The sequence below is a fragment of the Streptococcus sp. CP1998 genome (assembly GCF_041026655.1).
GTDB lineage: Bacteria > Bacillota > Bacilli > Lactobacillales > Streptococcaceae > Streptococcus > Streptococcus dentalis.
In genome coordinates, this window is sequence record NZ_CP163380.1 from 1,301,175 (window position 1) to 1,315,315 (window position 14,141).

Sequence of the window (14,141 nt, forward strand, 5' to 3'; positions counted from 1 at the left end):
TTAGATGACCTTACCTGTCCAAGCCCTCATACCACCTCGGACATTGATGACATCATAGCCTTTTTTCTTTAGCTTTTTAGCAGCCATCTTACTACGCACACCAGAATGACAAATGACATAGAGTGTTTCTTTTGTCGTGGGCTTATAAGAACCGATTTCAGTTAGGGGGACATTTTTTGCGTTTTTGATATGGCCTCTACGGAATTCTGTAGGCGTTCGAACGTCCAGTAGCTGAATAGGTTCCTTTAGTTTAGCTTCTAATTCGCTAGTAGAAATACTATCAATTTTTGTAAATAAGTGAAACATAGGCACCTCCAAATATACCCTTATGGGGTATATTAAACTACTAAGTCAAGCTTTTGTCAAGCAACTTGCATTGATTAGTGTTATCTCTTTTTTATTAAATTGTTTTATTCATTTTCAGTATACAAGATGCCAACTCACAACCTAAAGAGAGAAATTTTTAGTTGGTCGGTAGGTTCATTAATAGAACCTGTCCTATTTATTCAACAACTATTTCCTAGAAAATTACCTTTTCTGAAAACAGACCCCATGCCCTGTTGTAAAATGAAGTGCAACACAAAAGACGTGTTCATCTGATATACTAGAGTTGCGAAAAACAGTATAAAGAAAGATGAACATGTCCGCTAATTATCCTACCACAAATCAATCCTACAAGCACTTATCTGAAGCTGAACGAGGGAAATTGAAGCTTATTTAAGCGTAGGACTCAAACCAGCTGAGATTGCTCGTCGTCTGGGGAGAAATCGCTCTACTATTACTCGTGAAATTAATCGTGGTTCCGTAACACAAGTGAAACAAGTAAATGGACAGAAGGTCTATTACCAACACTACTATATGGAGTTCCGAATTATACTCCAACTGGTCTGTATTGGGATAAACTTTCAATGTAACACTTTGACCAGGCTGGAGGGTGTAGCTTCCATAAGTAAGAATCGAATAAACAAACCAGACTGCAAATGAAGCAAATAAGAGCCATTGACCTTTCGCGAACGTTTGCTTTTAAAACGACGTAAAAGTAGGACGAGAGAAATAATAAATATCAGCGGTGTTACCATTTAATTGTTTCCTTTCTTATAATCATCCATACCATCTTGAATTGCTGCCGCATCACCTTCATTATCTCCATATTGCCCCATTAATAAACTTATATCGTATTTTAAATCTGCTCCTACAAAATAATATTTATCAAACTTTAAGAAATCTGAAATATGCTGAGCCTTTCCTGCACCAAGTTTTATTAACTCATTCCTTTAAATCTACAAGAGATACTGAACTAACTTGACCAAACGGCATTCCTGGCATTAATAGTTTGTTTCCCATCACTATTCTCCCTGTTTCTTTTGCCATCTCGAAAGTGGTAACATTTATCATCCGTTTTCTTCTTGAACTAGTCAGTCATAAAAGAAAGAAATATCTATAGAAGGATGTCTTGAGATCCAATCTCAGACAGAATACCATTGGTAAATTTTATCCCTACTCCGTTTTCCTTGTCCCAATCACAATCACATATAAAACCAAATTCTTCAACATGTTCATCAAAAGTCAAAGGGAACATAATTTGTTTGGGTTTCAACAGAGAATAAATTTGTTCTTCGTCTCCAATTTTATCAAGAAAATATTGTTTTGCGCTGATATTGGTGTAACCCGAAACAATGCCTGCTATTTCACTATTATAGTAAGACACAATGGCAGCATTCGTTTCGTTGATAATTTCATCTAAGTGCTCTTTAAAATAGATATATGCTCTTTCTTGATTGACTTCAAATTCTCCATCAGCATCTGCGTCAATATTCATTTCTATGACAGAATTCTTACCAAAAATAGTTACAGTAATATCCTGAGTCCAACCATAGTTATAGTTTATTTTTCCAAAAATTTGATGATTCAATTCCATTATTTACAACTTCTTATCTACAAACCTAATCTTTTTAGAACAACTGACACATTCTTCAATGATTTCCCAAAAATTCAAGTACCCTTTTGGTAATTCTTCTATTCACCTGTCACCTGTGCTTCAAACCTAATATCCCTGTCTGAAATATTCGTTATTTTTATTTGTTTTGAGTTTGGAATCTCAAATTCCCAAGATTCTTTAAATTGAAGAACGACACCTTCTTTTGATAAATATATACTCTTATCTGGATCATTTTTGATTATTTTTGTTGGGATATTGCTTGATGATGAGTAGATCTCGCTAATTTCTTGCTTCAAAACATCATAGTTAGTCCCTACAAGGTTTCCTTCTCCACCCTGCCACCATGAGGTTTTCCCAGATAATTCTAATTTCCCACCAGAAATCTGAGATAGATATAATTTGGGAGAATATTCCTTTTGTTTTGAGGTCGGAACTTTTAAAACTATGGAATCCCCTGGTTTCAAGGTGTAACTCGCATTTTTGAAATACAAATAAATATAATAGGAAAACACAATCGCTACAATCGCAACCACTCCAGAACATCCTAGATTCCATTTATTAAGTTGTTTTCTTTTGTTTTTCACACGCACTTCTCCCCATTCTTCGTCAGAAACTCAGATTGAGACATATCACTAATCTGCTCCAAGATTCTCTCTCCAAATATCCTTGTCGGTCACATCACCCCAATTTTTGGGGCTAAAGCGACTAGAGTAGATGGAGGTCCAGTTTACCGATCCACTACTCGAGCTTCAAAGTGGGCCGGTTTATCGTCTACATTGGTGATGGTGATGTTGTAGGGCTTTCGTTCTGTCACCCCAAATACTTCCTCAACTTCCCCTTGAACCACTATTCCATCGTTTTCTAAGTAAAAACTCTTACTTTTATCATTCGGTAAGTCTTTACGCTCGGTTTTGTCTTTTAAAAAAATTAGCTCCGTTATTGTTTGCTTTTCAACATTATAGACTATATTACTGTCTTTCATTCCCCAACCTTTTCGACCGGACAATTTTAACTTCGCATCATCTAATTTTTTAAAATGTAGTTCCGAATTATACTCTAGCTGATCTGTATTGGGATAAACTCTCAATTGAACACTTTGACCAGGCTGAAGTGTATAGCTTCCATAAGTAAGAATCGAATAAACAAACCAGACTGCAAATGAAGCATATAAGAAGCCAATGATCTTTCGTGAACGTTTGCTTGTAAAACGACGTAAAAGTAAGACGAGAGAAATAATAAATATCAGGGGTGTTACCATTTGTCTTCCTTTCTTGCTACTAGAATAGGTACTCACACTTTAAGATTCATTTTTAAATAAAACAAAATGTAAAGAACGGGCTCGAACAATCACGAATGTCTGTAGTAGCACTATATCTATATTTAGGCATATAAGATCCGATACATATTTTCCATGAAACCGTCAATCTCTCCTCGAACAATTTTCAACAGACGCTCTTCTTCGGATTGCGAGATAGAGACTCCCTTTCTTTCTCCACTGTCGTTATCCTGAGAATAGGTCGATTACATTAAATTTAGTTTTTTATCTAACACGAAAGCCACAAAGGTTTGTTTTTTATTAATTTGTGTAGAAAAAAATAACTGAAAATCTTTTGCATCTTTTTGAGGAGGGCTGATTTTCAAATGTACTTCTCCTTCTATTTCAAGTGGATAAACAACTCCTTCTTGACGAATAGCACCATCAGATGGAATGATGTCCCCCACTTTACGTATTTGAGATGCGTACTTTTACGACGTCATTAAATAATGAAGAACTGCGATTCTATCCTGTTTTTCAAAAGCTGTTTTTAGAGTACTAGATTGTTGAGAATTTTTATAAGTGAGATAAAAAGGAATGACTAATAAGATAAAAGATACTATTATCAACCACTTAAACTGTTTCATTTTATCTAACACCTCTTTCCAAATAGTCAAAGAAGGCTTTCTACTTCTTCTTTTTCCCTATCTCTTCTTTTTAATCTGATAAAAAACAAAACTAATCGTAGCATCCAATAGAATCGAATAACCGAAAATTCTTATGGTTCCTATGAGCCAACTTGGGCTATTTTCAGCATCTATATTCAATAGTTTTAAAGACACTGCTAGAGTCAAAAATAAGACAACTTCTGTAGTTAAGCGGTGCTTGGCCTTTTTGAAATCTATGGTTTTCAAGAAGAACTGACTCTGGTCTTCCTTCGGTCCTTCTTCCCAATAGGTCTTATCCTTACTTCTTAGATAAAGGAGATAGCCGACTTCGACGATTAACCTCGAAAAAGCTGAAGTAAACACTATGTTACTCACGATCCCAAATGTTTGCACATAATAACCGGATAAACTGGCCAGCCCTCCGCCTAACACAGTGATCCCGAAAATAAGCCAGAGGGAGGATCTGCTAAAGACACTGGAAGTGGCGATAAAGTTTCCTGCAGCTCGTTTTTCTGAAAAGCCTCGTCCTAATTGCTTTTTTAACCAGCTGACATTATAAACCGTCAAACAGATAAATAAAACAGTGAAACTCAACCAATAAATCTGCGAGTAGATCAGCGAATCTTTTAGAACCTCATTCGTTAAAATAGTGAGAATATAATCCATTAAAACTAATGAGAGATGGATTCCATTGATTAGTATAAAGAGCATCGCAGTACTCAAGAGTTGATGTTTATAGATGAATGTCTTGCTGAATGACATAATCTGACAGCCCAGCATGAGAAATAGAAGAAGACATAGAAAAAGAAAAGGGACATTCGAAAAGGGATCTACTGTGAATTGCTCCTTGATAAAAAAGTATACATGAGTCAGGTCGATGCTCAATACAAATAAACCAGCCCAAGCCAAACTCAACATTCTCACAGAAGCTCGTGTAGAACCCAGCGCTTGAAAATAGTCCTTATTTAATGCTTCTGACCGAAAGTCTTCTCCATATTTAATCACTTCCCACCTCCAAAGAAATTAGCAATAGAATCGCCTTCTTCCTTAAATCGTACCTTCCCTTGACTGTATAGCTTCATAATCTTCACAAAACGAACCGGGTTGTTTTGGTTGTAAAGCAATATCATTGTACACCAGATTATGCCCGTCCCCAAAAGTAAGAGTTAGTCTCAATAGGCTGACCAAATAACCGGATGTAACTATAAATAACATATATAGAATATAAATTCATAAGCACAAGAATCCATCGAACAATTCGGTAGATTGTGGCAGATTCCTTAGCTGGATCAAAACTTTCTTTTTTACTTATCTAATTCTTTTGTCAATATAGTTCCATCTGGCCCAACACTCACTTCTAGATAGACATCTGGATCGTCATCAGCTCTACATATCACATTAAGTTTTCCAGCACGGAATAAATCCAATATATCAAAACTCTTGGTAAGATTATTTTGATTATATATTACAAAAGAAAGACCTAATAAAAGTCCAGTTGCAATAATTTTAAATATTTCTCCTCCAATAGGATTACCTAGCAAGTCTTTATAATTAAAAATAAAATCATAGGCATAGAAGAATCCAACCAAGGGGACTAGAAAAATCAATCCTTTTATCAGGCGTGTAGCATTGTGGCTATCTTTTTCACTCATCTCCATCTCTGCCTCCATGTCCTTGGCTTCGTCTGACTTTTCCATAGTCACCAGACAAACCGTTTGGGTAGTCACTTGAGCCCTGTTGACATTTCTATACAAGGCTCGTTCTACGAGGATCGTGATAAAAGCAAATTCTGCTATCCAGATAAGAATAACACTCCAAAAAGTTGTCATGCTATATGTTCCTTGTAAAAATAGACTAAAGAAGGAAGTAAGGCCACCCCCGCTAAACATAAAGAAAACAACTAATTGAGGAATATGCCGATTCATCCTGCTCGATTTCTCTGTATCTAATAGTTTACTCTTTGGAGCTTCTAAAAGTTCGTGAGTCTTACGATCAAAATAAATTGCTTTATCACCATATTGATTAAAATACATACGACGTCTTATAAAAAACATTCTAGCCTCTTTCTAATACTTATCCGATTCCCGTTACCACAGCTTGGGTAGCTTCCACTCTCCATGTGAAAACTTATCCTCCAAATAATTTCTTTAAGTCAACTCTTCATATTCTGGATGCTTTCGGATATAGATGGCTGCGTAAACGGCATCCACGATAACCGCCGGAAACGTTAATGTCATTAACATCCCCAAGAAAAGACCGAAGATTCTCTCTATAAAGCCTGTCATCACGGCTATAAACAGCAACATAATCCCAATAACTCCCAAAATGTTGAAAAGCCATTCTTTTTTCTTACTATTCACCTTGTAGGTCTCCCATTGGTTAATCTTCCAAATTTTTCCTTGATTTTGAGGGAGGTAATACCAGGCATACATCAAGGTCATCCCAACGAATAGGAGCAAGATGGGAATGAGATAAAACAAGGTGAAGCTGGAATCATTGACCGTTCGTGCACTAATAGAATCCTCGACTGAGGTAAACATCAATAGACCAATAAAGGTGAAGCTGACTAATACAGTCCAAGCTACCAAGCCGATTAAGATGTAGGTCAGAGATTTAAGGCGATTCACTAAAGAGTTAAAAAGGCCAAAGATAATACTGAAGCCATTAATCAGAATACAAGAAAGAAATAGAACCTTGATAATACCAATCCTATCTACGTAGCTACCCGCAAAATATAAAAATGTCGTAATCGGTAGCATGATCCAAGGAAAAAATTTAATATAGCTTAGACTAACCTCATTCGTGATCAAAGGGCCGTGGTAACGTTCTTCGGTCACTACTTTCTTTTTCTTTGAAGATTTTGACATGAACTCCCTCTCATCAACTCTCTGCTTCTTCTTTAAATCGTACTTTTCCTTGGCTGTACAGTTTCATAATTTTCACTAATCGAATTGGATTGTTTTGGTTGTACATCAATATAATCGTAAACCAGATGAGCCCCATTCCCCAAAAATCTTGGTTCAGCTCAATTGGCTGACCGAATGACTGAATATAGTGATAAATAACGTAGATAGAATATAGATTCATCGCTACCATAATCCATCGAACAATTCGAAAAATAGTAGCTGAGCACTTAGCCGGATCAAAATTTTCTTCGCCTATCATTAAATTATGAGAAGCTGCATAATGAAAAATCTTCTCTGTCGTAGGTTGTGCTTTGCGAACATTTTTATACAATCCCCGTTCTAGAATCGCAATCAAAAGCAAAAATTCAGCCAACCAAAATAGTAGGATATAGGTCAAACTGGTCCAGTTATAGACTCCAATGGACATAGCTGAAAAGAATCCAAAGAGCCCGGGCCCACCGGCCATGAAAAAAATCACCATTTCAGGAATGTAGGCGTTGGTCTTCCGAGCCCCTTCAGTATTGAGCAGAAAACTTTTGGGAGCGGCTAAAGCCTCTCCTGTCTGTTGGTCATAATAGACCGCCTGACCATCACATTCGCCGATAAAGACACGGCGCCGTCTAAGAAAAAACATACATACCTCTTTCTATTTATGAAAATAAGTTCTTAAAATCTCCTAACCATTAGGAACAAGTTTCAAAATGAAAAATCTACTCTTCATATTCTGGGTGTTTGCGTACATAGCGCGCCGCCTGAATTCCATCCACTATGAGAGCTGGGAAAGCGAAGTTCATCAAGATTCCCAAGAAAACACCAAAGATATTCTCAATGTAGCCAGTAATAATAGCTGGCGCTAACAATACAGCCACAAAAGCAACTCCAACATTAAACAATCGCTCTTGCTTCTTGTCATTGTCATCACCACCATAAGTCTCCCATCGGTTGAAAGCCCAGATTTTCCCCTGATTTTTAGGAAGATAATACCAGGAGTAGAGCCCTGTAGAAAAAAGCAGGATACCGAGAGCTACCAGATTGTAAATAAGTGCCCAGACTGAATAGATCCCGTCATTACCAACTAGCATAACCAAGCCAATAAAAGTCATGTCAATGTTTAAAATCAAAACAAGTATGGAAACAAAAAGATAGATAAAACTCTTAAATCTCACAATAAAACGATCAAAGAAAGAGAGTGGGATTGCTACACCACTAATAACCATGCAAACAATGAACAAGATTTTATAAATGCCGATATGATCGATATAGGTCGTCCCAAAATACGCCATAAAAGATACTGGTAGTGTAATCGAAGGTAGAAGCTTGATATAGCCTAGACTAACCCCATTTGTAATCAAAGGGCCGTGGTATCGTTCTTCGAGCACTGCTTTCTTTTTCTTTGAAGCTTTTGACATGAACTCCCTCTCCTTATCTGGTCAGATTGATTTTATACAAGAAAACTTTTTTCCACTCTCTACCTTCTACTTCAAAACTTGGTTTTCATCTTTCTGTAGTTCGGTGATGATAGGTTCTTGATCTGTTCCCATCCTCACTTCTAGATAGACATCTGGATCGTCATCAGCTCTACATATCACACTAATTTTTCCCTCCTCAAACCGTTGTGACAATTTCAAGATTCTAACGAAATTATTTTGATTGAACACAACAAAAGCAACTCCCAACAAAAGACCTGCAAATATAATCTTAAAAATCTCTCCTCCAATCGGTTGCCCCAACAAGTCTTTAAAGCGGGAAATAAAATCATAGACATAGTAGAAACCAACTGCAGGAGCAGTAAATAAGAGTGCATTAAAATATAAAAAAGCACCTTTGCTAAATCCTTTTTTTTCCGTCTTTTCTTCTTCGTCTTGATTTTCGTCATCGGGATAAATCATAGTCGTCAGACAAACCGTTTGGGTAGTCACTTGAGCTTTATTGACATTTCTATACAAGGCTCGTTCTACAAGGAGAGTGATAAAAGCAAATTCTGCTATCCAGATAAGAATAACACTCCAAAAAGCAGTCATACTATAAGTTCCTTGTAAAAATAGACTAAAGAAGGAAGAAATGCCACTTCCGCTAGCCATAAAGAGAACAACTAATAGAGGAATATGCCGATTCATCCTGCTCGATTTCTCTGTATCTAATAGTTTACTCTTTGGCGCCTCTAAAACTTCGTGAGTCTTACGATCATAATAAATAGCTTTGTCATAATATTGGTTCAAGTAAAAACGACGTCTTCTAAAAAACATATCTGTCCCTTTCTCACCCAAGTCTATTTCAAGTATTTTTTGCCATAGTCTTCGTAGCTTGGTTGCTCTTTTTTATTCATCGCATACAGCAAGAGTCCGCTCAAATCATCCTTTTCTGAACTCGGTTGGATCATGATGGCAATATTTCTATCCTGATCTGGGAAAATCACAGAATAAGACTCACCATGTTGCTCGATTTTGTAGTATACAAGATTCCCTTTTTTCTCAATAGACTTTTGTTTATAGGGATATTCTTTTCCGTCTACTGTCACAGTGTCTTTAGTAAAGACCAGCACACCATTTTTCTTATCGCCTGTTTGGACTTTCCATTCCCCTTCAAGCTTAGCCGAAGACGTACCACAAGCCGCTATCAGAACCAAAGAAAGAGACAGGAGAACCATGACCATTAATTTTTTCATTTTACCCATTATGATTTTACACTCCTAAAATTTTATTATTTCCCTCTCCTACAAAAGAACTCGGACCCCTTTCACTCACTTGTAAAAACAGCCCTAGACTCATAGGATCGGAGAAATTTACATAGAACTAGTATACCATAAATACTAGGTGGCAACATTGATTTGAGCACAAGAAAACCACTTAAAAAGGTGGCTTTTGTCTCAATCATCCTAGTGAACTTTTTTATGTAGAATTCTTCCTGACGGCTCATCCCTACAAGCCTTTTGCCAGCTCTCCCAATTTTTCAATCCGATCATGAAGGGTTTCTACATTGAGATTTTCGTTCTGGTAGTCGCACAACACACCATTCTCATAAAAGACTTGCTCCGGTAGCTGGACCTGCGGTGCCTGAGGACACTCAATCATGGCCACACTGAAGACTCCGCCAGATCCTGTTTGCTCCAGGGTATTGCCCACAAAATGATAGGTAAAGGCTCTAAATTGCCAGTCCTTGTAAGCACCTGAGATCACATAGGCTACCTTTCGCTCATGACCACGACCAAAGGGATAGTTCGTAAAGAGGGATTGTCAAGGTGATCCATATTATTATATGCACAAAAAACTTGAACTGTTTCATTCGTCTATACTTCCCAAACACCATCCCCCCATTCTCCCCCCACTTATGGTATGATGATAGAGTATGTTTAGGTGCCGAGCTACTCGAGCATCTCCGTGCTAAAAGGAGAACGAATATGAAAATTGCATGGAATGAAATGAAATACCAGCCCAAGAAGTTTATCCTGATTGAACTCCTCATTACCATCCTCATGTTTATGGTGGTGTTCTTGTCCGGTCTGACAAATGGACTGGGCCGTTCGGTATCGGCCCAAATCGATAACTATGGGTCGCTGCACTACATCCTTTCGACGGATTCAGAAGGGATTATCCCCTTTTCAACCATTACGGCGAAGGATTTAGATGAGGTCCAAAAGATAGAGGGGATGGACTATTCGGGTTTGTCCATCCAGCGAGCAACTGTCTCAAAATCAGAGGATCCCAACACTCTGGATATCACCTACTTCGCGACTGATCACAATGAAGAAGAAACCCTCAATCCAATCATGGAAGGTACCGATCTCAAGATCTCTGACTTAAAGAAAAACGAGGTCATTCTGGATAGTTCTTTCAAAGAGGATGAAGGGATCCAAGTCGGCGATCAAGTGATCGACAAAACCTCCAAGCAAAAACTCAAGGTCGTGGCCTTCGCGAAAAATGCCAAATACGGCTATAGCGAGATTGGCTTTATCAGCTCGGATACCTACACAGGCATGCGGCAAAAAACAGATCCAAGCTATCAATGGCAAGCCCAAACCCTTGTGACTAAGAAAAACATCCCTTCTAGCGATCTAGCCAGCAACTTAATGGTGGCGGATAAGAAGCAAGTGATCGATAAAATCCCTGGCTACAAGGCTCAAAACCTGACGCTACGGATGATCACCTGGGTGCTCTTACTCGCTTCTTCTGCTATCCTTGGGGTCTTCTTCTATATCCTCACCCTGCAGAAGTTGAAACAGTTCGGTGTCTTGAAGGCTATTGGCATGTCCATGAGCCAGATTACCTATGTCCAACTATCCCAGCTCACCATCATCTCCCTCATCGGAGTGCTGTTGGGGCTTGGCTTGGCAACTATGATGGCGCCATTTTTACCCAATAGCGTCCCTTCCTTTATGACCCTGAAGGACAATCTCACCATCTCGATTAGCTTTATCCTGACCTCTATTTTGTGTGGTGCCTTGTCCCTTGTCAAAATCAAAAAAGTAGATCCAATCGAAGTCATTGGTGGAAATGGAGAATAAGATGGCCATTATCGAATTAGAAAATATCAGAAAATCCTACGCCGATGGCAGCCAGATGCACCATGTCCTCAACCAGCTGAATTTAAGCGTCGAACCCAACGAATTTGTCGCGATCTTGGGCCCTTCAGGATCTGGTAAGTCCACGCTTTTAGCCATCGCTGGCTTGCTTTTGTCAGCAGATGAGGGGCGGATTCGTATCACTAGCCAAGACTTGACCGGTCTTAACCAAAGTCAGTGGACGCAAAAACGGCTGGAATTGCTCGGCTTTATCTTTCAAGATCACCAGCTCCTCTCCTACATGAAAATCGGTGACCAGTTAGAACTGGTGGCCAAATTAAAAGGGGAAAAGGACAAGAAAAAACGCCAAGAGGAAATCAAAGCATTGTTGGCAGATCTTGGCATCGAAGCTTGTTACCACCAATACCCGAATCAGATGTCCGGTGGACAAAAGCAACGAGCAGCCATTGCTCGGGCCTTCATCGGAAATCCGCAGGTTATTTTAGCTGATGAACCAACGGCTAGCCTAGACCCAGATCGAGGGCAAGAAATCGCCCAATTGATCCGAAAAGAAGTCAAATCTAAAAACAAGAGCGCCATCATGGTCACCCATGACCGCTCCATCCTGACCTATGTAGATACCATTTATGAATTAAAACACGGCCAGTTGCTAAAGGTAGAAAAGGTTGATTAAATACAAAAAGAGGCTGGGACAAAAGTCCTAGCCTCTCAATTGTCTTTGCATTGTCGAGCAAGACGCAGTGGTTGAGTGGGCTCTACTACACTGATTTCATCAGCTTTTATAGCCCTACTCAACTGTGCGGAGGTGGGACGACGAAATCGAATTCTAACGAATTACCGATTTCTGTCCCACTCTCTATTTTTTTATTCTTGAGGATCTTTGGGCAGTTCCATACGGAAGCGTAAGCCCATAGCCGTTTTGTCAAATTGATAGGCCAGTTCCTCATGGTCTAGCAAGTGTTGGACCACGAAGAGTCCCAAGCCGCCTTCCTTCTTCTGACGGCTAGCGGTCATTGGCAGCTCAGCGGTCTCTACCATTTCCTGGCTGGTATTTTCAACCGCCAAGTGCGTCCCTTCTTCTTCGAGACGGAGCTGGATCTCTCCACCGGCATCCGAATGCTTAACGGCATTGCTGATGACATTTGAGAGGACCAATTTCAGAATCGCTGGGTCCATATAGACTTGTTTGGCTGGGATCTGATTGTCAATCGTGAGCGAGCGAGATTGAGCCAAGACCTTGTACTGGTCGAGGATCTGCTCTAAGACCTGATCCAGCTGGATCCACTCCTTGTCTCCGGCCAATTCTTGAACAGAGGACAGGGACAGGATTTCTAGGACGATCTGGTTCATCTCATCAACGATATCGAGGGAGACCGACAGGTAGCGGTCCCGATCCTTGTAGCGGCCGATCTTATCCCGCATATTTTCAAGGATAATCTTCAAGCTGGCTAGAGGCGTCTTGAGCTCATGTGAGGCTCCACGTAGGAATTCGACCTTCATCTGCTCCAACTTCAGATTTTCTTGTTTTTGCTGCTCTAGATTGTCGATCACTTCTAGAAGATGGTGATAGAGGTCGTTGATCTGTTGCTTAAGAACGCCGATCTCATCCTGCGAATGAATGGGAAGACTAGCTGTCCGATCCAAGCGCTTCATCCGCTTGGTCATCTGCTTGATCTCAAGGATCGGAGCAGAAATCAGGCGGGCATAGAGATAAGAGGCAAGCAGTGACAGGATAAAGGAAGCCAGAAGACTATAGGGAAGGAAGCCCAAACTGATGTCCCGCGCTTCCTTTTGCGAATCGACAGTTGCTAAGAATTGCAAGGTCAAGTCCTTCCCCTCTTTGGTCTCAATCTTTCGCTCTTCAATGACCAGGGAATTGTTCTGGCTGTTAGGGTTCAGGAGCAAGTCATCCTTGACCTCTAGGGCATTTTGTTTTTCCTTGCCCTTAATTGAGACCTTGATATCATTGGTCTTGGAATAAAGGTCGATGACCGACTCAATGGTTCCTTCTTCCTGACCCTGGAAACTCTTGGCCAGGGCCTGTGATTTCTTCAAAATCGTCTGGCGCTGAGACTCGATATAGGTCGAGGGGAAAATAAAGTAAACCGAAGCATGTAGAAGGATGACTAAGCCACTGAAAAGGGCAAAGGTGATCAGAAAGATCTTTGCAAAGATACTCCGTTTGGTCATGGTCTCTCCAATTTATAGCCGACATTGCGTACCGTTACGATACAGTCCAGCTCTAGTTTTTTTCGTAGTTCCTTGATATAGACATCGATCACCCGGTCAAAAGGAATCTCCTCTGTCTCCTTCCAGACGGCATCGAGGATCTGAGAGCGGGTCCGGGCCTTGCCCTCATGCTGAAGCAAGTATTCCAAAATTTCCAACTCCTTGGCATTCATGGAGATGGCTTGCCCAGCTAGACTGGCTGTGTAGCTCTCAAAATCCACCCTTGCCTCTCCATAGGTGAAGACCCGGGAAGGCTGGAGCTTTTTAAAAATAGCTTCGATACGGACCTTCAAGAGGGACAAAGAGAAGGGTTTTTCCAGGTAGCCATCTGCCAACTCTCCAAAGGCCGTTAACTTATAGTCCTCATCATGGAAGGCCGTCAGCATGAGGACAGGGACCGAGCTGGTCTTCCGGATGGTCTTGAGCACTTCCAAGCCATTGAGGATAGGGAGCTGGATATCCAGCAAGACAAGATCCGGCGCTTCTCTGTGAAAGAGATCCAGGGCCTCCTGTCCATCACCTGCTTCAAAGACCTCATAGCCACATTCCATGAGATAGTCACTCATCCCTTCGCGAATCAGGACTTCATCTTCTACGATTAGTATCTTCATACACTTTCCTTTAT

Annotated in this window: 16 protein-coding genes and 4 pseudogenes; 3 read left to right on the forward strand and 17 right to left on the reverse strand. The window is 40.0% G+C overall.

Going from position 1 to position 14,141, the window contains the following annotated elements; genetic code table 11:
- A complete protein-coding gene (locus AB4X21_RS06705) occupies nt 1–306 on the reverse strand; it encodes a rhodanese-like domain-containing protein (RefSeq protein ID WP_003002677.1) in 306 nt (101 codons plus the stop codon).
- Nucleotides 307–634: 328 nt separating this feature from the next.
- Between AB4X21_RS06705 and AB4X21_RS06710 the strand changes: the two are divergent.
- Nucleotides 635–858, forward strand: a pseudogene (locus AB4X21_RS06710) (helix-turn-helix domain-containing protein); the annotation flags it as partial.
- A 3-nt stretch (nt 859–861) separates the two neighbouring features.
- Here AB4X21_RS06710 and AB4X21_RS06715 read toward each other — a convergent pair.
- The 14 genes and pseudogenes from AB4X21_RS06715 to AB4X21_RS06780 form a co-directional block, all read right to left on the reverse strand.
- Nucleotides 862–1,079 (reverse strand): annotated as a pseudogene (locus tag AB4X21_RS06715) (hypothetical protein); the annotation flags it as partial.
- A 359-nt stretch (nt 1,080–1,438) separates the two neighbouring features.
- The gene (locus AB4X21_RS06720; protein WP_003011446.1) at nt 1,439–1,918 is read right to left on the reverse strand and encodes a hypothetical protein; all 480 of its coding nucleotides are present in this window, start codon (nt 1,916–1,918) and stop codon (nt 1,439–1,441) included.
- Nucleotides 1,919–2,016: 98 nt separating this feature from the next.
- Entirely contained in the window at nt 2,017–2,523 is a 507-nt protein-coding gene (locus tag AB4X21_RS06725; RefSeq protein ID WP_151378752.1) for a hypothetical protein, read from the reverse strand.
- 48 nt (nt 2,524–2,571) lie between these two features.
- Nucleotides 2,572–2,667, reverse strand: a pseudogene (locus AB4X21_RS06730) (TipC family immunity protein); the annotation flags it as partial.
- The gene (locus AB4X21_RS06735) at nt 2,667–3,197 is read right to left on the reverse strand and encodes a hypothetical protein (protein ID WP_151378751.1); all 531 of its coding nucleotides are present in this window, start codon (nt 3,195–3,197) and stop codon (nt 2,667–2,669) included. The pseudogene AB4X21_RS06730 and the gene AB4X21_RS06735, both read right to left, overlap by 1 nt.
- Nucleotides 3,198–3,460: 263 nt before the next feature.
- Nucleotides 3,461–3,661 (reverse strand): hypothetical protein, encoded by a 201-nt coding sequence (locus AB4X21_RS06740; protein ID WP_270299659.1) that lies wholly within the window; start codon nt 3,659–3,661, stop codon nt 3,461–3,463.
- Nucleotides 3,662–3,898: 237 nt separating this feature from the next.
- Nucleotides 3,899–4,780 (reverse strand): hypothetical protein, encoded by an 882-nt coding sequence (locus AB4X21_RS06745; protein ID WP_333492094.1) that lies wholly within the window; start codon nt 4,778–4,780, stop codon nt 3,899–3,901.
- A 386-nt stretch (nt 4,781–5,166) separates the two neighbouring features.
- Entirely contained in the window at nt 5,167–5,895 is a 729-nt protein-coding gene (locus tag AB4X21_RS06750; protein WP_369088371.1) for a hypothetical protein, read from the reverse strand.
- Nucleotides 5,896–6,009: 114 nt separating this feature from the next.
- The gene (locus AB4X21_RS06755) at nt 6,010–6,729 is read right to left on the reverse strand and encodes a hypothetical protein (protein WP_270299655.1); all 720 of its coding nucleotides are present in this window, start codon (nt 6,727–6,729) and stop codon (nt 6,010–6,012) included.
- Nucleotides 6,730–6,742: 13 nt separating this feature from the next.
- Nucleotides 6,743–7,402, reverse strand: coding sequence for a hypothetical protein (locus tag AB4X21_RS06760; RefSeq protein WP_270299653.1), 660 nt, complete (start codon nt 7,400–7,402; stop codon nt 6,743–6,745).
- Between the two features lie 76 nt (nt 7,403–7,478).
- The gene (locus tag AB4X21_RS06765; RefSeq protein WP_270299652.1) at nt 7,479–8,177 is read right to left on the reverse strand and encodes a hypothetical protein; all 699 of its coding nucleotides are present in this window, start codon (nt 8,175–8,177) and stop codon (nt 7,479–7,481) included.
- A gap of 66 nt (nt 8,178–8,243) precedes the next feature.
- Complete coding sequence (locus AB4X21_RS06770) at nt 8,244–9,014, reverse strand: hypothetical protein (RefSeq protein ID WP_270299650.1); 771 nt, start codon at nt 9,012–9,014, stop codon at nt 8,244–8,246.
- A 23-nt stretch (nt 9,015–9,037) separates the two neighbouring features.
- Nucleotides 9,038–9,433: a glycosyltransferase gene (locus tag AB4X21_RS06775; RefSeq protein ID WP_369087695.1), complete on the reverse strand. Its 396-nt coding sequence runs from the start codon at nt 9,431–9,433 to the stop codon at nt 9,038–9,040.
- Nucleotides 9,434–9,686: 253 nt separating this feature from the next.
- Nucleotides 9,687–9,998: pseudogene (locus tag AB4X21_RS06780) on the reverse strand (hypothetical protein); the annotation flags it as partial.
- Between the two features lie 167 nt (nt 9,999–10,165).
- On the opposite strand from AB4X21_RS06780, the gene AB4X21_RS06785 reads away from it, so the two are divergent.
- Together AB4X21_RS06785 and AB4X21_RS06790 are read left to right on the forward strand one after the other, a co-directional pair.
- A complete protein-coding gene (locus AB4X21_RS06785; RefSeq protein WP_270299646.1) occupies nt 10,166–11,269 on the forward strand; it encodes an FtsX-like permease family protein in 1,104 nt (367 codons plus the stop codon).
- A gap of 1 nt (nt 11,270) precedes the next feature.
- Nucleotides 11,271–11,960 (forward strand): ABC transporter ATP-binding protein, encoded by a 690-nt coding sequence (locus AB4X21_RS06790; RefSeq protein ID WP_151378745.1) that lies wholly within the window; start codon nt 11,271–11,273, stop codon nt 11,958–11,960.
- A 191-nt stretch (nt 11,961–12,151) separates the two neighbouring features.
- On the opposite strand, the gene AB4X21_RS06795 is transcribed toward AB4X21_RS06790, so the two are convergent.
- Both AB4X21_RS06795 and AB4X21_RS06800 read right to left on the reverse strand, forming a co-directional pair.
- Complete coding sequence (locus AB4X21_RS06795) at nt 12,152–13,477, reverse strand: ATP-binding protein (protein WP_369087696.1); 1,326 nt, start codon at nt 13,475–13,477, stop codon at nt 12,152–12,154.
- A complete protein-coding gene (locus AB4X21_RS06800; protein WP_009731294.1) occupies nt 13,474–14,127 on the reverse strand; it encodes a response regulator transcription factor in 654 nt (217 codons plus the stop codon). The genes AB4X21_RS06795 and AB4X21_RS06800 overlap by 4 nt, the downstream gene beginning before the upstream one ends.
- Between the last annotated feature and the right edge of the window lie 14 nt (nt 14,128–14,141).